Annotated in this window: 10 protein-coding genes; 9 read left to right on the top strand and 1 reads right to left on the bottom strand. The window is 51.8% G+C overall.

Annotation, left to right across the window (positions count from 1 at the left end; genetic code table 11):
* Positions 1-6: 6 nt before the first annotated feature.
* The 6 genes from CA13_RS31545 to CA13_RS31520 all read left to right on the top strand — a co-directional run bounded on the left by CA13_RS31545 (position 7) and on the right by CA13_RS31520 (position 7,833).
* Positions 7-948, top strand: a complete 942-nt coding sequence (locus CA13_RS31545) for a nucleoside hydrolase (protein ID WP_146404105.1) — start codon at positions 7-9, stop codon at positions 946-948.
* 61 nt (positions 949-1,009) lie between these two features.
* Entirely contained in the window at positions 1,010-2,119 is a 1,110-nt protein-coding gene (locus CA13_RS31540; protein WP_146404104.1) for a GNAT family N-acetyltransferase, read from the top strand.
* A 107-nt stretch (positions 2,120-2,226) separates the two neighbouring features.
* A complete protein-coding gene (locus CA13_RS31535; RefSeq protein ID WP_146404103.1) occupies positions 2,227-2,874 on the top strand; it encodes a hypothetical protein in 648 nt (215 codons plus the stop codon).
* Positions 2,871-5,252 carry a hypothetical protein gene (locus CA13_RS31530; protein WP_146404102.1) on the top strand — a complete coding sequence of 794 codons (2,382 nt, stop codon included), beginning with the start codon at positions 2,871-2,873 and terminating at the stop codon, positions 5,250-5,252. The genes CA13_RS31535 and CA13_RS31530 overlap by 4 nt, the downstream gene beginning before the upstream one ends.
* On the top strand, positions 5,249-6,187 hold the full coding sequence (locus CA13_RS31525; protein ID WP_419195218.1) for an ABC transporter ATP-binding protein: 939 nt from the start codon (positions 5,249-5,251) through the stop codon (positions 6,185-6,187). Before CA13_RS31530 ends, CA13_RS31525 begins: the two co-directional genes overlap by 4 nt.
* Positions 6,184-7,833, top strand: a complete 1,650-nt coding sequence (locus CA13_RS31520; RefSeq protein ID WP_419195217.1) for an ABC transporter permease — start codon at positions 6,184-6,186, stop codon at positions 7,831-7,833. Before CA13_RS31525 ends, CA13_RS31520 begins: the two co-directional genes overlap by 4 nt.
* Positions 7,834-7,898: 65 nt before the next feature.
* Here the strand turns inward: CA13_RS31520 and CA13_RS31515 are convergent, their stop codons facing one another.
* Complete coding sequence (locus tag CA13_RS31515) at positions 7,899-9,728, bottom strand: arylsulfatase (RefSeq protein ID WP_146404100.1); 1,830 nt, start codon at positions 9,726-9,728, stop codon at positions 7,899-7,901.
* A gap of 743 nt (positions 9,729-10,471) precedes the next feature.
* On the opposite strand from CA13_RS31515, the gene CA13_RS31510 reads away from it, so the two are divergent.
* The 3 genes from CA13_RS31510 to CA13_RS31500 all read left to right on the top strand — a co-directional run bounded on the left by CA13_RS31510 (position 10,472) and on the right by CA13_RS31500 (position 21,546).
* Positions 10,472-12,256: an arylsulfatase gene (locus tag CA13_RS31510; protein ID WP_146404099.1), complete on the top strand. Its 1,785-nt coding sequence runs from the start codon at positions 10,472-10,474 to the stop codon at positions 12,254-12,256.
* A 717-nt stretch (positions 12,257-12,973) separates the two neighbouring features.
* Entirely contained in the window at positions 12,974-13,177 is a 204-nt protein-coding gene (locus CA13_RS31505) for a hypothetical protein (RefSeq protein WP_146404098.1), read from the top strand.
* 620 nt (positions 13,178-13,797) lie between these two features.
* A complete protein-coding gene (locus CA13_RS31500) occupies positions 13,798-21,546 on the top strand; it encodes a GEVED domain-containing protein (RefSeq protein ID WP_146404097.1) in 7,749 nt (2,582 codons plus the stop codon).
* Positions 21,547-21,612: the final 66 nt, after the last annotated feature.

Raw genomic sequence — 21,612 nt, 5'->3', positions numbered from 1 at the left:
ACTCAAATGACACGAAAGATCATCATTGATTGTGACCCCGGGATTGACGATGCGGCTGCGCTTTGCATGGCCCTGTTTGATCCGCGAGTGGACTTATTGGCAATTACGGCAACTGCTGGGACGGTCGACTCCGACCAAGCGACATGCAATGTGGGTGCTATTTTGCAACACCTTGACCCGCCGCGATACCCACGGATTGGCAAAGCTGCGGTTCCTGAAGATGCACCCGTGGCAGACGAACGCTATCTTAACGGCCCCGACGGGTTGGGGGGATGCAATTTCGAAGAAACCGGGCGTCATCATTTGCTGCCGAGCGAGAAAGTGATCGCAGAGTTACTGCGAAAGCACCCAGGCCAAGTGACGGTTGTCTGTTTTGGGCCGCTAACGAATTTGGCAAAATTATGTCGCCGCGATCCCTCTGTTTTGCCGCTGATTGACAAAGTGGTCATCAGTGGTGGATCGGTCTCGCAAGTTGGCAATGCCACGACGGCGGCTGAGTTCAACATGTTTTTTGACGCTGCAGGAGCCCGTGACGTGTTGGCATCGGCGACAACGAAAAGTATGGTGCCGTTGGATGTGACTGACAAAATGCGGTTCGGCGTGGACTTGTTGGAGAAATTGCCCAACAAGAACACGCGCGCTGGTGATTTTATGCACCGTATATTCTCCTATGCATTTCGTGCCGCTCACCAACAGCTTGGCTGCGAAATGATTCCGCTCTATGACGCCACGACATTACTTGCCGTGATCGAGCCGGAGCTGTTTAAGTGGGAAAATATGGCTGGACGCGTCGAAACCAAAGGCGAATTGACTCGCGGGATGACCGTTTTTGACCAGCGAATGCGCCGCGAATGGCCATTGAACATGGAAGTTGCAATCGATGTTGATGACGAAGCGGCAAAGGAAATGATCGTCCGTGGCCTTCGCTATGCGGGACAGCAGACATAAGGGCAAACGATTGCGTGATTCGTTTCTGGCCCCTTTTCTGTCTTTGTGATAACGAGTTAATATGCCTTGTGGAACCGTCAGCTGCTTGACTGGTCTTTCCGAACTGCGGTCCTGCGCTGGCGACTGGGATGACCTCTGGTCACGCAGTGTCGCTTCCTCTCCCACTTGCCGTGCCGAAGTGTTGGCATGTTGGGTCGAACGTTTCGCATCGGATGGAGAATTTCGAGCGTTGGTGGTCGAAGATCAAGGTCGTCTTCTTGCTGCATTGCCACTTGTACCCAAACGGCTCGGTCCGCTCTTGATCGCTGGCGATTTGCCGGTGAATGATTGGTCGCAGTGCGGCGATTTGTTGCTAGATGAAGCGACCGACGTGGATGCGGTGCTTCGTAGGCTTGCCAATGGTTTTGAGCAATTGCCGTGGTCATTGCTTTGGCTTGACGGTGCGAGAATCGAGAGTTCTCGCTGGAGTCAGCTTGAGCGAGTTTTCCAAGAGGCTGGTCTTGCTGTTTTCAGTGAACCGCGTTTCAACGTCGGTCTATTAGAAACGACGACAACTCTACAGGATCTTGAGAAAAGTTGGTCGAAAAATTTTCGTAAAGATCTTCGCCGTTCGGCGCGGCGGTTGTCCGAACAAGGGCAATACGAGTTAAATCTGCACACTAATATCGCTCAAGCCGACGTCGACTCGTTGTTTCAACGCGTACTCGAAGTCGACCAGAAGACTTGGAAAGCTCAGTCAGGAACTGCGATTGAAGATTCCGAAGGATTAGCCGAATACTATCGGTGCCAATCTCGCCTATTGGCTGAGCACGGAGAGTTGGTGATCGCGTTGTTGGAAGTCGAAGGGCAAGCCATTGCTTACGAGTTTGGCTGGCTGGCCAAGTCGGTTTACCATTCGTTCAAAGTTGGTTTTGATGAGCGTTTTGCCAAATTCGCTCCTGGGCAATTTACAATGTATCTGCTCATCGAAAAACTGCTTGACCGTAACCTTGCAGAAACGATCGATTGTATTGGACCACTAAGCGAGGCGACGTCGCGTTTTCGGCCGGGAAGCTATACTGTCGGAAGGATGCTGGTAGCCAACCAAAATTTGCGCGGCCGCGCGGTGTTGGCGAGCTACAAGAACCTTATGCCATTGGTTCGTCGCTGGCGCAAACGACTCGCGAACTGAGAACGACTAGCGAACTGAGAACGACTAGCGAGCAGAGATTGACCATTCGGTTTCATCTCATGGCATCTCATGGCATCTCATGGCATCTCATTTTTCTATCGTTCGTCATGAGTTTCGCATACGCTGCTGGAAGTCCGAAAGTCTTGACGACTTCCGCTACTGATGGGATGAAGCAACTTGGCCTTCGCCTAAGACGATTGCTTGATGGTGGTATCACGCGGGCAGCGATTCCGATGATGAATACGGCCATTAACAGGGCGTCATTAACAGGGCGAACTGAATTGGGAATCTTGTACACCCCAACGATTTGGCTGACGTGCTACAATCGACATAGCGGTTATCAAACTTGTCTTCATCTTGATTTGGCTTCAATCGGCACCATGCGCGATCACCATTCCTCGCCCTCATCGGTATCAAAGAAGCGTACGGCTCCCGCGTCGGTGCAGCCGGTTTTGCGCAGCCGGATGTTGCCGCGTATCTCCTTTCGCTTTGTTTTTGTTCTTACCACGTTTGCTGCCATTATTTACGCGATTGCACGCAGTGCGGGCAGTGGTGTTGCGTTGGCCAAAGCCGTGATCGTTGCATTGGCTGTTCCCGCCATTTGTTTCGGCTTGTTTGTGATCCTGTTTCTTTTGTCATGGGCAGTTTCCGCCATTTGGTATGAGGCGAACACGGAGGACACGCTTCAAGGAAGCCCGTTTGCGGAAGGGCAATTGCCGCCTCAGATCTTGCCACCAAGAGAAAACCAGGTATGAAGTGGTCGGCCTTGATGATTGTCATCGCTGCTCTGGTAAGCGTCGCGCTGCTGAGTCTCGGGCCGGTGTTCGGCCAAGCGACTCCGCGCGATGGCTTGCTCCCTCCGTTGTGCGAAGCAGTCACGATTCCGACGACCAAGAATAACACACTTGGCTTCGTTGCATCGGTCACGCTCGCCGAGCGAGACTTGGTTGGGACCGTTCCGGTCCGCATCGTGGTTCGTTCTACGACCACGTTTCCAGCCGATCGGGAACTTGTTTTTCGGTTTGCGAGTTCAGTCAACGGCCAAGCCCCCGTCGCCAATGGATTGGAAATGGATGTTCCAGTGAGTTTATTGGAAGGGACCAAGCAGAGCGACATCACTCGTTACTTGCCCAAGTGGTCCCTTGGCGATGGTTATGATATTCGCGTGCTTGAGGACGCTCGGTTCCTTGAAAATTGCGATGCCAAAATCGAGAACGAGATCGTTTCACGACGCGATGCGATGTTGGCCGAGTACGCACTGAATTGGACCTATATCGCTGAATCGGATCAGGTGAAAATAGAGACGTTGCCTGATATCCGATCGCTCGTGTTGGTTCGTGGGCAAGTCATTGCACTGGATCCGTCGCGTGCGCCCAAGGAACAACCGCAGTATTGGGATATGTTTCTTCAAACGAGTAGAAATCGACACTTGGCATCGATCGTTGGTCAAGCCAATTTGCCGACGGATTGGCGAGGTTACCTGGGAACTGACTTGATTGTGATCAGCCAGGCTGGTCTCGAAATAACGAAAACGAACGGCCATTTCCAAGCAATTCGCGATTTTGTTCTCTCCGGTGGCACGATCGCGATCACTGAAACGTCCTCTGAGGCAGTGTTTGTCGATTTGTTCGGTCTTGCAGAGCAGACGCCCAGCGAATTGACCGCTGTGAAGGAGCGAGAAACGGCTTACACACTGGACGAATTAAAGAACATTCGATCGACTTACGAGCAAGGTATTGCCCAACTTCTTAAACCGAATCGTAGCGGTTCGTTGGAAACCTTACCCGGTTTTTCTTGGAATTCAGCCGAGCGGCCAATCGACGACTCGGCGCAAGCACAATTAGAGTGGTTTCAAACGCAAAATCAGGAAATGGGTAGGGTGCTGGGAGTCGGGCACCGCAAATGGATCGACGAATTGCAGGTGCGCCGTCTCGGAATGGGAATGGTGTTCGGTTTCGCTCCGAGTGTGGATGATCCCTTTAAGAATGTCGTTTACTGGAAAATTATCGATCGGATTGTTTCACACCGAGCATCACCCACGTTGAGGCGTGGTGTCGATCCCATTCTCGGTGACCGACGTTTTTTTCGATGGACGGTGCCCGGTGTTGCTCAACCGCCGGTGTATACGTTCATGGGGCTGTTGACGTTGTTTGTAATTTTGGTCGGCCCTGTGGCGTATCGAATGACTGCCCGCCGCGGACGAAGCTATTTGATGTTCCTAATCGCACCGGTGCTAGCCATCGTCACGACAGTCACCATGTTCGCTTATGGGATCGTTGCGGATGGCTTTGGCACGAGCGCTCGTGTTCGACAATTGACCTGGGTTGATGGAGCATCAGGCGACGCAAGTGAGCGTATCCAATCGACCTACTTTGCTGGTCTTCGTCCATCGGAGGGTCTTTCGTTTGGGCCGACCAGCGAAGTGATGAGGTATCCGGATGGATCAGCCGAATCCTTGGAAAAGCTCGAATCACGACCGCCCGAAATCCTCGGACGCATTACTTTGACAGAAAACTCACAGCAATTCGATAGTTCGTTTTTGCCCTCGCGGCAACAACGTCAATTCGTCGTCCATCGGCCGCGACATGACATCGGAGGAGTAAGTATCCATGTTCAAAATTCGGATGACGTGGGTTCGACCGCATCGGTATCGAACGATCTTGGCATGAATCTTCGTGGCTTAGTCATTCGTGATTCCACGGGAAAGTATTGGCAAGCCGAGCGAGTCGAATCCGATCCTCGCCGTCTGACCCTAATGTTGCCGCTGACGTCGAAAGAGGCGTCCCAAGCGATTTCGGATTTGTATAACGAATTTCGTCCGATCGATTTGGTGGTGACGTCTCGCAAACGCAATGCGAATCGCTCCCGTCGTTATACGAATGATTTGGTGACGACAATTAACGAGGCAAAAGATTTTCCATTGGATCGTTCGAGTACCTACCAAAATGTCTTGGACGGATCGTTTGAATTCTGGCTAAACGAAACCCTGAAATTACAGGCTGAATTGCCCAAATCGCATTTTGTTGCCATCTCGGATGTTTCCAAAGATGTGATCGTGGTCGAGGGAACACAATTGGTCGACAGTGTTCGTTATGTATTCGGGACTCTGCGAAATGTGGAGCAAGCACCTTGAGCGACACTTGCATTGAACTGAGGCGTTTGCATCGATTTTTCGGAAAAACCAAAGCGGTTAACGATGTCTCGTTCTCCGTGCCACGCGGCCACGTCTTTGGCTATATTGGTCCCAATGGAGCGGGGAAAACGACATCCATGCGCATTTTGGCGACCTTGGATTTGCCTAGCTACGGCGATGCCTTCGTCGATGGGTTTTCGGTCGTGAATGATCCCGAACTCGTACGACGAAGATTGGGTTTTATGCCCGATTCGTTTGGCACGTATCGTGATGTCAACTGTGCTGAGTATCTCGATTTTTTTGCAAGAGCAAACGGACTCGTCGGTCGCCAGCGAACCCAGCGGTTACAGTGGGTGCTCCATTTCACCGGGACCAGTGGAATGGCTGAGAAGCCGATTCGTGGATTAAGCAAAGGGATGAAGCAACGGCTCTGTCTGGGCCGTGCACTAATCCATGATCCGGCCGTCATGATTTTGGACGAACCAGCCTCGGGGTTGGACCCACGTGCTCGGATCGATTTGCGAAAGATGATTCGCGAATTGGCTGACCGTGGCAAAACGATCTTGATTAGCAGCCATATCCTGACGGAGCTTGCCGAAATGTGCGATTCGGTTGGCATTATCGAACAAGGGCAATTGTTGGCCACCGGCAGTGTCGAAGAGATCCAGCGTCAACGCGCGCAGCACCGCGAATTGGTGGTACGAGTGCTCGACCGAGCCGACCAGGCTGCAGGCGAACTCCATTCGCGTGATGGCGTTGGAAGACCGCTCATTGATGGTCAACAAATTCGGTTTGAATTTGAGGGCGACGCCGAATCGCAAGCCGATTTAGTCGCCTGGTTGGTTGGAAGAGGCTATCGCGTGAGCGAAGTCGTTTCGCACAAAAAGAGTCTTGAAGATGTCTTCCTTCAAGTCACCGAGGGGTTGGTCCAATGAGTGAATCGATCTCTCTTCCCAACTCGCAAACGCAGGCCTCACCGGCGCAAGGCCGATCGCCACAAAACGGATCGGAACGGCCCGCCAGTAGGGCAACGGAGATTTGGGAACGAATCGACGATTGGTGCGAGCGAGCGGGCGACCATTTCAATCCGATTCTTGTGAAAGAAACCCGGCAAGCGTTGAAGAGTCGCCAATTTTTAGTGACATTTTCGGTGCTGCTATTTTCCGCATTGGCTTGGACAGTGGTCGGTAGTTTGTGGCAAATGCCGCAAATTTATACGACACCTTCGGCCCCCAAATTGTTGATCGGCTACTACATCGTTTTGGCAATTCCAATGTTATTGGTCGTTCCATTGGCGGCTTACCGATCTCTTGAAGGAGAGATTGATGACGGGACGTTGGAATTATTGTCAATCACGGCGTTGAGCCCATGGCAAATTGTGCTCGGCAAATTGGCGAGCGCGTCTTTGCAGATGATGCTGTATTTTGTCGCTCTATTTCCCTGCATGGCGTATGCTTATACGCTCCGAGGCGTTGATTTGCCAACGACTCTATTGATCGTCGGTATCTTGCTCGTCGCGGCCTTGGATTTAACAGTAATCGCGTTGTTCCTGGCACCCCTTTCTCCGAGTCGCACGGGACGGATTGTGACGTTGTTGATGCTTTTGGTGATCTTGGTATTGGCGGAATATGGTATCGGTTTCTTGGTGATCAGTATGATCCTATACGGGTTCCAGCTTCCGGTCTCGATGGTTTGGTTCACTTTGGTTTCAACATTGTTGATTTCGATAACGGTGGGGCATTTGTTAGTCGCTGCAACGGCGGCGCAATTGACACCGGAAAGCGAAAATCGTTCGACCCATTTGCGACTCTCGATGATGGTCGTCACGTCAACGTTGCTGGGGATTGCCGTATACAGTATCGAGACAATGGGACGAAATGATGCGGAAGAGGTTTTTGTCGTGGCCACGATGGCATGTGGGATTGTCTGGGGGATTGGCGGCAGTTTAATGGTATCCGAGTCGCCTGTGATGACGCCACGGATTCGCCGCGAATTGCCTCAGAGTTTCTTTGGACGAATGATGTTGACATGGTTGACCCCCGGCCCTGCGACGGGTTTGGTGTTTGCTGCGGTACACGTGGTGGTGTTAACAGCGGTAGCGATCTATGGGTTAAGCGAAATGGCGGCCACAGCGGGACCGTTTGCCGCTCGGCAGTTGCAAGGCATGACACAGGTAGCAATATTGTTTGCCGCGTATTGGATCGCCGCATTGATTTGTGTCCGGTGGATTGTGGCGATCTTGCGCGTCAATAATCATCCGCGAGTTGAAATCGGAATCGCGGCATTGGTGGCAGTGCTAGTGTTAGCGGCGCTGGTCCCCTATTCAATCGGAATGCACTTGAACGATTATCGAGCCTATCAATATTCACGCTGGCAGATAACCAATTGGGTATGGACGATGGGCGAAGTTGGCAATCGAAGCGGTGCGGTTGGCTCTTTTGACATCTTCTTGGTCGTTGCTGCCGTTGCCATTGCTTTGATCGGTTGCCTTGTGACAATGCCTCGTGTGGTTTTGCCACGCAAAACGGCAACACCCGATCAAGTGGTGAAGGAACGGCAAGCCAATAAGGCCGCCGTTTGAAAAGCATCCGGATCAGTGACTAACGGGCTCGTCCCGAAAATCAAGGGTTCGCATACACCGTGAATTCAACGCTTCGATCGTTGAGGCCAACGTTGACCGTAGTCGGGATCGTAGACCGGAATGTCCATGCCCTCTGGCGTTTGCCAACCGGGTTCAATGGCGTCGGTAATGTAAGCGTAATAGGGCGTTGCTTCGAGGTCGCCACCGATGAACAACGGCGAAAATTCGGTGATTCCCTTTTTGAGCGTTACATGAAACGTGACTTCTTTTGCGCCGACGGGAATCGGCTTGGTTTCATCAATTTGGCCGATACGCAATCTTGCTTGGTCAAACTGAAATGCTCTTCCATAGGTGCCATCGTTGATGCCCTTGTCGGCTTCCGCTGGCCATCGTCTAAGTGAGATTTCATACTCGCCATCGTGCGCTACTTCGAGCGCCCAGTGCGCGGGTTTGGCCATGTCGCCAGCAATGATATGAGGCTGGTACCACGGAACATTTTCGACCAGCCAATCGTGTGACGAAAAGGATACGATCGGTTGTGCCTTTGAGCCAATGATCACGGTTCCCGTTAAGTTATGGTCGCGTGACACATCTGACCAAAACTTTTCGTATTCATTCCGTAGTCGCTCGAACACCTCTGGGTGGTTGCTGGCGATATCTGTTTTCTGTTTTGGATCGGCCTTGATGTCGTAAAGCTCCTTGCCGTTAATCAACCGCCAACGATCGGTCATTACCGCCGATTGTCGCCATTTAACGGGATCGACGACTCGTTGTGACTCGACGACCAAACTTCGATCATCCCAGAGGTCCTGGTCGCCATAGAGTAAGCTGCGAAGACTTGTTCCATCAAATTCAATCTCGGGTGCGTCCAATTTGCATAGATCAATGAATGTCGGCAAAATATCGATGTGTGCTGTCAAACGATGGATGCTTTTTCCGGTTGAGATTTTTCCGTCTGGCCATCGCATCATGAATGGGACGCGGTGACCACCATCATATTGCGATCCTTTTTTTCCTCGCATGCCCCCATCGTAACCGCGACCTCGGCCTACTCCGGATGCAGTGCCGTTGTCGGTCGTGAACACGAGGATCGTGTTCTCCTCGAGACCTTCGTGATGCAGAAATTCAATTAGCTTTGCCATGTTATCATCGATATTCGTAATCATGCCGTAGAACTCTTTGGAGGGAACGTTTTCGTCGCCTTCGTAGAGGTCGGTGTACTTCGTTGGGCAATAGAGTGGCCCGTGAGGTGCGTTCGTAGCGATGTAGGCAAAGAATGGTTTCTCTTTGTTCGATTTGATGAACTTCATTGCTTCGTCGAACCACACATCGGTGCAGAATCCTTTGAAACGTTTACGCTTACCATTGACAATGTAGGTGTCATCAAAGTAATCGTTGCCCCAATAATCAGGTGCTTGCATCACGCCACCACCACCGTGATAAACGACATGCTCAAACCCACGGTCCTGGGGGCGAAACGGATAAGCGTCGCCTAGATGCCATTTGCCGAACATGCCGGTCGCGTAGCCGTTGTTTGAGAAAACATTAGCCATCGTGGTTTCACGGGTTCGCAGTAGATTGCGTCCTTGGACCGTATGCCAAACACCCACTCGATCGGAATAGCGACCCGTCATCAAGGCGGATCGCGTCGGCGCACATGTCGGATCGACATGGTAGTTGGCCAGCATTGTGCTTTGTGACGCCAACGCATCGATTGTCGGAGTCTTGATCCACGGGTTACCGTTGCAGGCCAAGTCCCCCCATCCCTGATCGTCAGTCATCACAAAAACGACGTTCGGTGCTTTGGAAGGTGTCGGTGAAGCCGCGAACAGTATCGTCGCTGGTACCACGGTGATCACAAAGGCAAATAGTAGGGAACAGGTAGGTCGGCTCATGGGGGCTCTCGGGCGAGTTGTTTGTGTGGCGTCTGCAATCACTTCCGGACGATTCACCAGTGGCGTGCGCTGATGTTGAGCATCAATATACCGTACCGTTTGCAATAGACAACTTTCTCAAATCGTCATTGACAGTGAGCGACGGATGCATGGCCGCTGAGAGAATCTCTCACATCCACAAATGGCGAGCGATCGCGGTGTACGCCAGATTCCTCGAAATCCCCAATTTTTAGTGTCGACGAGTGTCGCGTCAACGTCGTTCGTATTGCATCCCAGCGTATCGCCGGTTTCCACGTTGATCAAAATCATTGGTCTGCAGCGCGGTGTCTGTCTCATTTCGCCGAATCACAAAGCTCGCCGCTCAATCTCCATCTCTTTGGATAGGGGCCAAAGGTACTCCTGGATCCCAGTTCTCAAGTTCACGCTGCTGGCAGGCATGGCTTGACGAGTGGGCGGTTGCATTGCCCGAGTCGCGAGTACGGCATCTTTGGCGTTGCCGCGGCGATCGGATTTAAACTGCCCGCTCATGAATCGCGAAACTCAACGACTCGCTGTCCACGCCCTCACCTGTTCTGTTTTCCAGCGGCGTCGTGGTTGCTTTGTAGCGATCGACTATGACATCGACTACTATGACATCGACTAGATTAGATCAATGCCCGGCTTGGCATCGCAGCGCCATGCCAGGTTCTTGCTTACGATCATCCCACGTTCATGATGAAGATGCTTTGGTACTGAGAACGGACATGAGAACAGACTTGAAAATCGTACAATGGTTATTTTGTGCCTTGGTTGCGGCGTTTACGGTGCCAGTGGTCGCGGAAGTACAAGCAAGACGTCCCAACGTCGTTGTTTTTCTAAGTGACGATCAGGGATGGGGTGATTTGAGTAGCAGCGGTAATACCGATCTTGAAACACCGAACATCGATTCGCTGGCCACTGCCGGTGCCAGTTTCGATCGTTTTTACGTCTGTCCAGTATGTTCTCCTACGCGTGCCGAATTCCTTACCGGTCGTCATCATGCTTACTCTGGCGTCTACTCGACCTCTGCCGGTGGCGAACGCATGGATCTTGACGAGGTAACGATTGGCGATCTTTTTAAAGCGGAAGGTTATCGAACTGGCGCTTTTGGTAAATGGCACAACGGGATGCAGTACCCTTATCATCCCAACGGTCGTGGGTTCGACGAGTTCTACGGCTTTTGCAGTGGCCATTGGGGCAACTATTTCGACCCGATGTTCGAGCGAAATGGTCGCATCGTGCGCGGGAGAGGTTTTTGCATCGACGACTTCACTGACAATGCGATAGCCTTTATGGAGAAGTCGGTCGATCAGAAGAAACCGTTCTTTGCATATCTGCCATACAACACTCCTCATTCTCCCATGCAGGTTCCGGAACGATTTTGGAAACGCTTTTCAGATCGACCTTTGCAGTTCAAAAACGAACAGCAACCCAATAAGGAAATTCAAAGTCACAAACGCAGCGCCTTGGCAATGTGTGAGAACCTGGATTGGAACGTGGGCCGAGTCCTAGAGAAACTTGACACATTGGGCATCGCTGACGATACGATCGTGGTCTGGTTTCATGACAACGGCCCCAACGGAACCCGATGGAACGGCGGGATGAAAGGTAAAAAGGGAAGCACCGATGAGGGAGGTGTCCGCAGTCCGCTCTATGTCCGCTGGCCACACGCTATCAAACCCGGGACCAAGATTCCAGAAATCACGAGTGCACGTGACCTGCTGCCCACTCTTTGCGAGCTGGCCGATATTTCCTTTGAGACAGAGAAGTCGCTAGACGGTGTAAGCCTCAAACCGCTACTCATCGGAAACTCCGAAGGCTGGCCCGACCGTATTCTGATCAACCACTGGAAGGACAAAATCAGCGCCCGCAGCCAACAATTCCGACTTGATAATCAGGGTAAGCTTTTCGACATGATCGCGGATCCTGGACAGAGGAAAGATGTCAGCAAAGAGCATCTGGATGTTGTTGCTTCGCTCGTCGAAAAAGTCACGGTACATCGCGAAGCCCACATGGCTGGCTATTTCGTCGACGATCGTCCTTTTGTGATCGCTCACCCAGACTCGATCCTAACTCAACTGCCGGCTCGCGATGCCGTTGCCCACGGTGGGATTGAGCGGTCGAATCGATACCCCAATTGCTCCTACTTCAAAAATTGGAAAAACACTGACGACAAGATCACGTTTGTTGCCGAAGTCGCCACGACTGGAAAATACAAGGTGGTGCTTTACTATGCAGCCAAGCAGGCCGGTGCCGACTGTACGCTTCGTTTTAATGATGCGAGCCTACGCTTTCAAATAGCTGAGGCACACGACGTGCCTGAACGCGGAGCCGAAAACGATCGCCATCCCCGGGCTGAATCCTACGTCAAAGACTTCAGGCCAGTTGGTATTGGCGAGATCGATTTGAGGAAAGGCAAAGGAGAATTGACCCTGCGTGCCACTGCAATACCCGGCGCCGAGGCGATGGAATTTCGAATGCTAACCCTCGAGAGAGTCAGCCTTGAATGAAATAAGAAATGGCTTTAAATTCATCTTCTCATGCATCAGCGTCGACAGTAGCCGACACGCCGCAAAAAGGGACGGCGGAACGAGGTCGTTTGTTAACCACAAGCAAGTCGTATTCAGATTCGGCGAGCAATTTCTGTTGCAATCTCGGATAGGCTGAGATCTCCTTCGTCGGCCATTCTAGGCCCCAAGCACGCTCGGAATCATCTCACCACCTCATGCTTGATGCGGACTCCCCATGTGATCGGCGGGCACCACTGCAGCTACTTCCAATAATGGGACGCTGTCGAACGAGGTGATTCGCCTCGAGTAAAAACGGGTTTCTCGATCCGATTGAGAAATATCGCGTTATTCTGACTCGCACGGTCAAGAAAATTAACCGTCAGGCTCACGATCGTAATGTGTCGTCCAAAGGATTTGGCTTTCCACAACGCTCGGCGTGAGGAGCCTCGACTTTAGAGAGAGTTTATCCAAGATGTTGAACAAATCATCATGTGGTCTAAGCGAGTTAGCCGATCGATGAGCTTCGATTGGCCGACCAAACTCGTGGCATTTTGAAGCGTGGTTTTGCTGTCTGCTTGCTCCGACTGTTCGATCCTCCCCTTCGCTCCGGCGGCGTCTTCATGATGGGGGATTGACCGAGTCACAATAGCTCTTCGGTATCGAAAAAGATGGAAGCGATAATAGCGGTAGCAAGAATGCTTTCTCCGTACTCACCCGATGGTCCAACCCATCAAACCAATCCTGTTCGACTTCAAGTCGGATCGACGTCGCTCAGCGGACCTTACCGAATGTAAGTTGTGTATCGCGATCGTTAACGGGATTGAGTCGATGACGCACGCTGCTTGTGAGAACGGTCACAGTCTATGCGACTACATCGCACACGTATGGGTAAAGATTTTGTTGAGCAAAGCGACTGTTTAGCGCGTGGTGTTTGGTTCATTCGGGTGAATCATGAGGCGATGACAGTTAAGGAACGTGACAACATGTTGCACTGAGTGTGCAGTATGGATCGAACACACCACTTGAGACTGGCGAGATGTTTTGAAGCGGTGAGCTTGTCCGAATTGTCACTATGGCTTTGCCAGCGACATTGCGTCTTTGTTTGAGCCGAGTTAATGCTGGCTGAATTGCCTTTGTGCAGCGATAGAGATTTTCTTGCTTTTGCAGTGGCAGAAAAAAAGGGGGGGGTGTGGCACAGTAGGTGCTTGGATCCGTGGCTGGCAACGCTCGCATCAAGCTTTTGCTTTGGACGTTTCTCGTAACGAGTTTGGGTGAGCGTATATGCATACCGCAACACATTTTGAAACCAAAGATTTCCCTGCGTAGCAACTGACAAATTGTCGTCATAGTCGTTCCACCCTCTTGGCAAGATGGAGTGAGCTTCTTTGTTTGGATCTCACGTGAGGTTCGAGCATTGGAGTTTTAGCATCGCGTTCTAGGAATATCCCATGTGTAAGCTAGCAACCAAAAACTTCGTGCATCAGCTGTCCAGAGTTTCTCGCAATTTAGCCAAGAGGAAACGCGGTGCGAGAAACGTACGCTTGCGGAAGCTGGGTTTGGAAACGATCGAAAAGCGAATACTTTTAGCTGCAGACATCAGCTATCTTTCGCCGCTGGTTGAGTTTTCGATTCATGATCCGAATACAGGCTTAGGTGGCAACGACTACGTCGAGGTTACAGGGGATTTTGTCGGCACAACGAATAAGACAGAAAGTGTCGACATCATTGACTTCACTGCGGAGCCAGGCGTGTATGCGCCTGAATTGCATGGTGACGACACACCCGCGATTCTGGATAAGGCAGGCAATGTTCTCTATCCGATCAATAGTACATTTGGTTTTGTGGTCGAAGATTTTGTTGGTGCGGAAGAAAAATCCTTGGACGATGGTGTCTTTCGTGAGGGTTGGGTAGGAAACGCCTATGACGGCAATGGCCAGCCAATTGGATTGGTTATTTCCAATGTCGAAACAGACGGTTTCAAATCCACGCTTCCGATCGGTACCTGGGCAGCCGGACTTGGTGGCAATACCGTGAAGGCTTCCACCGAACACTACGTGGTCATGTCCAACTTACTTGGATTGGATGGAGATCCGACTGACGATGAGTATCGATTGATTGTCGACGGCGAGGTTCAGGACACTCCACTGACGGTTAGTGACGTAGTGGGCATGTTTGAAAATGGCGACGTTGATCCGAACGAAAGCACCGTGATGAACGATTTATTCGTTGCCTATCAACATGATCCCTACACCGGCGAAATCCAAGAATCGCCATCCTACTCGGTGACTTTCAAGGACGATGGAAAGCTGTTGTACCGTTGGGGCACATTGGTGAAACGCCCCAATGACATTCGCATTGGGGTCCATGTACCGCTTCCCGAAGAATGGCTTGCCGTCGAGGATGGCCAACCTGGCTATGTCGTCACCCAAGCGGAACTGCAAGTTCGTCACACCATTACCAATAACCCTAACGACCAAATTCGCCCAGAGGATTTGGAAAACGAGATTGCAACTGGTCGCATTCCCTCTTACCGCGTTACAGTCAGTGACCCCAGTAGTTGGGGCGTCGATGGTTGGGACGAAAGTTTTGCATGGCGAGCCGATGGCAACGACTATTCAGGAGACGGAAGTTACTTGCCGAGTTATCTATGGTTAGACGCCGAGGGGGAAGTTGTCTATCTCGACGCAAGTGACCCTCAAGCCCCAGAGGGTTATCCTGACTTCAGCTTAGACGATCTTGTCTACGTCGTTCCGTCGGACAATTCCGGAACTCCGATTGCGGATGTCGATGGCGATCCGCAACTCATCACAATGCCCAATGAACTAGGGGAAGATGTCGCTGTGGTCGGCTTGCGTAACAAGGAAGTCGTCGTCACCGAGGACGTCAGCGGAGCACCGGTTACCGAGATCATCTCCGTTGGTACGACGTTTCGCGATACCGCCCTCGCTAACCCAGAAGGGATCTCAGAAGATATCGTGGAAGGTTTCACGTGGCAGTGGTATACAACGATGGATCGGGATCCGTTCGAGTACTACTATGGCGACGATGGCTCTCTCGTCTCAGGACCACGTTGGCGTTTGCTTTCCAATAAGTTTGGGCAAGACATCCCGGGAATGGAAATCCCCCTAGAGCCTGGCAGCGAGCCTCCTTTCCAAAGCGATAATATCAAGTATGAGGTTGGCGCTGAAACGGTTACGACGATCGACCTGCTTGACGGTGCTGGATTGCTGGATAACGGTGTTGACCTCCGAGACAGCAATCACTGGGTGTTCACAGTGCTTAACGATGAGGGTATCAACGAACGCGATCCAGATAATGATGGAGTCTCCGTCAATGGTTTGCCACTGACCGACGGGTTCGACTTTGCATTCTATGTCAAAGGCGATCAAAAACCGGCAACCCTCTTTGATGCGCAACTGATCCTGACTTATGAATTGGCTGAAGGTGTGGATGCGTTCGATTATGGCGATGCTCCCGTTTCCTATGAAAGCGATCCTGATAACGATCTCGCGGAACCCGCTCGCGCTAAGCTTCTGGTCGACCCATCCGGCACGCCCGTCTACTACCTAGGCGTCGCTGAAAACATTGGGATCGATGCCGAAGCGAATGCGATTTCAACACAAGATGCCTTAGGAGATGACGGTGTTAATCTCGATGATGAAGAAGGCATCGTTTTTCATAGTGCGATCATTCCCGGTGCTGACACACGGATTGACGTAGACGCTTATTTACGTTTAGCCGATGGCAATTCGACAGTCGATCCGGACGGTGGGTATCTATACGCTTGGATCGATGCGAATCTCGATGGTCTATTCGACCCTGACGCAGAACGAATTCAATTCCGAGTTCCCACAGAGGATCCTGAGGTCACGGAGGTTGTGGATCAGCTGCAATTGGCTGACGGAGGATTTGTGAACATTGCGATGCTTATTCCTGCTGAAGCAGTTGCGGGCGAATCATACATTCGTTTCCGTCTAAGTCCAGTTGGACCCGATGAGGGCATTCAAATCCTGCCCACAGGTGAATTGGGTGATGAAACTCTCCATTATGGTGAAGTCGAAGACTACCAAGTCCGCATCACGGATCGGATTGATGACGTCATCAGTCGTCGGACGGACGGATCGTGGTGGGTCAGCATCTCCGACGGAGACGTGTTCAAAGAAACTCGCTACGGCGGTTGGACCGACGGAGTTGAGTGGACGAACGTGATGGTTGCCGAACTGAATGGTGAAGGCGCAGACGATATCGTTGGTTGGAATCCTGAGACGCAAAACTGGATGACCTCCGTCACAACCTATGTTGACGATCAATGGTCGTTTGATGATTCCGTGCTTAACGTAACCGGCAGCCCACCGGCAGTTTGGGACAATGCCATGCCCGTCGATTTCAATGGCGATGGCATCGATGAAATCGTGGGCCGCGACGCTTCGGGGACATGGTATCTCGCTTCCTATGACGGATCGTTCACGGATGACATGAGCAACGTGCCGTGGAGTGAAGTTTATGAGCACATCATGGTGGGTGATTACAACGGCGACGCCAGAGAAGATATCGTTGGCCGGCGGTACATTATTGATGACAATGGGGAAGACAAAGTCCAATGGGTTGTCATCTCCTATACTGCCGATGATACAGGAACCGACGTTTTTCGAAGTGAACCGTGGGAAACGTTGATCGACAATGACCAAACCAATTACAGCCACGTGCTAACAGGTGACGTCACCGGGGATGGCCGCGATGACATCGTCGCTCGAATTGCCAGCAGCGGATCTTGGGTATTGACCGAGTCGCGAATCTCCGATAGCGGGAGTGAACAGTTCAAGACAAAAGGTTGGGGAGGTAGTATACCGAACGAGCCAATCTTGGACGTCATGATCGGCGATGTCGATGCCGATGGCGATGAGGACGTTATCGCACGAAACATAAACAACCAATGGTGGGTGAAGGTTGCCGACGGAACGGAGTCCAGCAATGCGACCTTCGGTCAATGGTCGACAAGTGGTACGTTCGTTGACGTGTGCAGCGGCGACTTTAATGGCGATGGATTGATCGATGTCGCTGGCCGTGATGACGTTGATGCTAAGTGGACCGTCGGCCTTTCCGACGGCATGGATTTCGAATTCCAGCCGTTCGGATCGTGGAATCAAAATGAAGTTTGGACCAATGTGATGGTCGGCGACTTCAATTGGATCGGTGAAGTCGTCCCACCCACTCCGTCGACCGGTGATGACGGAGGCGATGGTGGCGGCTCGGGTGGAAATCAAGATGCCGACGGTGACGCAGTACCCGGCGCAGGCTTGCAACGGCTCACTCCAGCGATTGGGGAGTTCGACGGAGACATTGGGACCGACTACATCTCGCAACTCCACACATTCTCAATCGATGATGTCCTTGGGGGATATGACGGGGGCATGTACGTTAACGACCCCTCGATCATCGATACTGCGGGTGTTGGTGACGTTGAGCCAATCGTGACGAAAGAAGGCGTTACGCTCTATCCCATCGACAGCACTTTCGGATTCCACGTCTTGGATTTTGTTGGTGGTGAAGAAAAGGTGAACGATGGGATCTATACCGAAGGTTGGGTCGGCAATTTGGATGACGGCAACGGAAATGCGATCGGCATGCAGTTGTCTGATGCTGATACCGTCCTCTTTAAATCGGGATTGCCATTAGGAACTTGGCTGACCGGATTGGGTGGCGACACTGTCAAGGCATCGACAGAACACTACCGAGTGATGGCTGACATCCTAGGTTTTGACGAGTCTCCCTCGGATGATACGTTCGTGCGAATCGACTTGGCCTACGATGAGGCGACAGGAGTTTACACACCGACGGAAGGAATTCATGGGACCACCTATAGCGGAGCCGAATTAGTCGCCGCTTTCAATGATGGGTTAATCGAACCAAACGAGAGTTCTGTTCTCAAGGATATCTTTGTCGCCTTCGATGTTGATGAAGATGTTCCGATCTATTCGGTGACATTCAAAGATGATGGCAAATTGCTATACCGCTGGGGTACTGCTGTGAAGCGTCCTAATGATATCCGGCTAAATGCCTCGCTGCCGTTACCACAAGCATGGACAGAGACGGGGCTGACTTATCACGTAACAACTGCGAACCTTCGAGTAAACCACGCGGTCACAAACAACCCCAATGACCAGATTCGTCCCGAGGATCTTGAAAACGAAGAGGCCACAGGACGAACACCGGAATACCAAGTTATTGGCAACTACCAGGTCGTTGCCAATCCCGCCGACGCGAGTGAATTCCTGTGGGTCTCGGATCTGAATGACTACGCTGGGAATGGAACCTACTATCCATCCTATTTCTTGCTCGATGAAAACGGCAATATCGTGCCGCCAACGGACGCGACGCCAGAGGATCTGATTATCCACGACCTCAATGGCAACGAAATTGGTGTCAAGAACCAAATCGAGGTTGTACTAAGCGATGGCAGCACGACAATTGTTGACGGGACAATTTTCCGTGACTCAATGTTGATTGAGCCGGATGGAATATCGTCCGACTTGACGGGTGGTTTCACCAACGCATGGTTTACGACGATGAATCGTGATCCGTTCGAACCCAATGCCCAGTACGCACGTGAGTTGTTTGAAACGGTAAATAATGTTGACGATGAATATTTGGTGCTTAACGTGCCAGGACCACGTTGGCGATTGCAGGCAGGTAAATTCGGCCAGGACTTGCCGGGCGTCGACATCCCACTGATTCCCCAAAGTCGTCCCCCATTTACGAAATACAACATCAAGTATCCCACTGGTGGTGATACAACCACCATCATCAATTTGTTGGATGGTGCTGGTGTATTGGACAATGGCGTCGACCTTCGAGAAAGCACCCACTGGGTCGGACTCGTGCGTGATTTCAATGGCGTGATCATCGATGAACGTCTTGCCGTGGATGACAGCGGAGCCTTGATTACACGAGACGACGGTGGATCCACTTCTTACCTGACCGTCAATGGTGCTTGGCTGTCCGAAGGTTTCGATTTCTCGGTCTATATCAAAGGCGACAAAAAACCAGCCTCCTTGTACGACTCGCAACTCGTACTGGAATACGAAATCGATGTTAGCATCCAGTCGCAACCGAATGACATGATTGTCGCTTCCTTAGGACAACTTCCCGATGTCACCGAAGATCCCGATGTCACTTATGAGTGGTATGTCGACGGATTGCTAGTCACCAGTGAAACGGACGGCTCGCTTGATCTTCAAGTGTACCTCGATTCACAAGGATTGGGGGCTGGAGTCTACTTTATTGAACTATACGTAACTGACGTCTTTGGCACGGTTGGTTATGCCTCGCTGAACCAGCCGAACAATCTTCGTCAATTTATTGTCAATACGACCAGCGACACGCATGATGCGCTATTGGGTGACGGAATTGCCTTAGACGGAGACGGATTTACCAGTTTGCGTGCGGCAATTGAAGAAGCCAACTTCTTAGCAAATCTTGACGTGATCCAATTCGACATCCCCGGTGACGGACCACAGGTTATATCACTCTCCGATGCGCTACCAACGGTTATTGATCCGATATTCGTCGATGGCTCTACACAGCCCAGCTATGCGTCCACTCCTCTGATTGGGCTCGAAGGGGCTACGTCCAGTCTGTCGGCTGATGGTCTCCAATTTTCTAATACCGCAGCGGGTAGCAGCCTAATCGGGCTTGCAATCTACGGTTTTGGTGGAGACGGTATCGAGTTCAACGGTGGCGCTGGAAACACGGTTACGGATTGCTTCCTTGGGCTCGATCCAAACGGAATGGCGTTGGGCAACGGGCTGTCGGGCGCTCATGTTGTGAACAGCAGTGACAATACCATCGATGCAAATGTCATTGCGGCCAATGGCACAACGGGCATCATCGTCAATGGTGTTTTAGCTACCGCGAATGTTATCACCTCAAACAAAATCGGAACTTCGCCAGACGGATCGTCGGCCGTCCCCAACAGTCAGAATGGCGTTTCAATCATCAACGCACCCGATACCATCATTGGTCTTGTCGGCCAAGGTAACGTGATCTCGGGTAACGGCAGCAATGGGGTTTCGATCCTGGGTTCAACAGCGGTCCAAACCATCGTTCACGACAACATCATCGGACTCAATGCCAGGGGATATAGCCCACTGCCGAATCAGGCCAATGGGATCATCGCCAGCACTGCTGACAACTCCATCGGCGGGTCTGGTGCAGGTCAAGGCAATACAATTTCCGGGAACAATCAGTATGGCATCTACCTCGCCGGTACTGGTGCCACCGGAAACTTCATCCAAGGCAACTCTATCGGCACGGATCTAAACGGTGCGACAGATATTGGTAACTTAAGAAGCGGTGTGCTGATTAATGCGGGGACAAGCAATACGGTTGGTGGCACGTTGACCGGAGCTGGTAACCTGATTTCTGGCAACGACCAACATGGCGTGTATCTGCTAGGAGCCGGCGCCACAGCGAACCTTGTTCAAGGGAACCTGATTGGCACGGATATCGATGGCGAGACGGACCTTGGTAACACACGGAGCGGCGTGCTGCTCAACGGCGCCGTGGGCAATACGGTCGGTGGCATCGACGAAGGAGCCGGCAATGTGATTTCCGGCAACGATCAATTCGGCGTGTATCTGTTAGGAGCCGGCGCCACAGCCAACCTTGTTCAAGGGAACCTGATTGGCACGGATATCAATGGCACCGAAACGCTAGGTAACTTGCGAAGCGGAGTCATGGTTAGTAATGCACACGACAACACGATCGGAGGCACCACGGTAGAAGCCAGTAATGTCATTTCAGGCAACGATCAATGTGGCGTCTATCTATCAGGAGCAGACGCAACTGGAAATTTGGTACAGGGGAATTACATCGGCACGGATCCTAACGGCACGGCCGACATTGGCAATCTAAGAAGTGGTGTACTGATCAATGCCGCGGCAAGCAACACGGTTGGTGGCACCGACGTCGGAGCTGGTAACGTGATTTCCGGCAACGACCAACATGGCGTGTATCTGTTAGGAACCGACGCCACAGCCAACCTCGTTCAAGGGAACCTTATCGGAACGGATAGCAACGGCACGGCCGCACTAGGTAACTTACGGAGTGGTGTCTTTGTCAACAACGCCCCCGATAATACGATCGGAGGTGCTACGCCAGCAGCCAGCAATGTGATTTCAGGCAACGATCAATATGGCGTATACCTATTAGCCCGAACATTGCATCCGCCTGTGGTAGACGCTTTTGAGTTTAGCTGGGATGGCATGGGCCACTTTGGAGCATCGATTTGATCGTCTTTTTTGTTGGCGGCGCGGAGTTCCCCCTTCCCCCACGTTGACCATCGGCTCGCGGGTTGC

The sequence above is a fragment of the Novipirellula herctigrandis genome (assembly GCA_007859835.1).
Lineage (GTDB): Bacteria > Planctomycetota > Planctomycetia > Pirellulales > Pirellulaceae > Novipirellula_A > Novipirellula_A herctigrandis.
The sequence above is the reverse complement of the archived record's forward strand: the minus strand, read 5'-3'. Positions and strand labels throughout refer to the sequence as shown.

What these genes read in the sequence shown, in the direction of transcription:
- CA13_RS31545 (WP_146404105.1), top strand. Translation starts at nt 7, where the DNA reads ATGACACGAAAGATCATCATTGATTGTGACCCCGGGATTGACGATGCG.
- CA13_RS31540 (WP_146404104.1), top strand. Translation starts at nt 1,010, where the DNA reads ATGCCTTGTGGAACCGTCAGCTGCTTGACTGGTCTTTCCGAACTGCGG.
- CA13_RS31535 (WP_146404103.1), top strand. Translation starts at nt 2,227, where the DNA reads ATGAGTTTCGCATACGCTGCTGGAAGTCCGAAAGTCTTGACGACTTCC.
- CA13_RS31530 (WP_146404102.1), top strand. Translation starts at nt 2,871, where the DNA reads ATGAAGTGGTCGGCCTTGATGATTGTCATCGCTGCTCTGGTAAGCGTC.
- CA13_RS31520 (WP_419195217.1), top strand. Translation starts at nt 6,184, where the DNA reads ATGAGTGAATCGATCTCTCTTCCCAACTCGCAAACGCAGGCCTCACCG.
- CA13_RS31515 (WP_146404100.1), bottom strand. Translation starts at nt 9,728, where the DNA reads ATGAGCCGACCTACCTGTTCCCTACTATTTGCCTTTGTGATCACCGTG.
- CA13_RS31510 (WP_146404099.1), top strand. Translation starts at nt 10,472, where the DNA reads ATGAGAACAGACTTGAAAATCGTACAATGGTTATTTTGTGCCTTGGTT.
- CA13_RS31505 (WP_146404098.1), top strand. Translation starts at nt 12,974, where the DNA reads ATGGTCCAACCCATCAAACCAATCCTGTTCGACTTCAAGTCGGATCGA.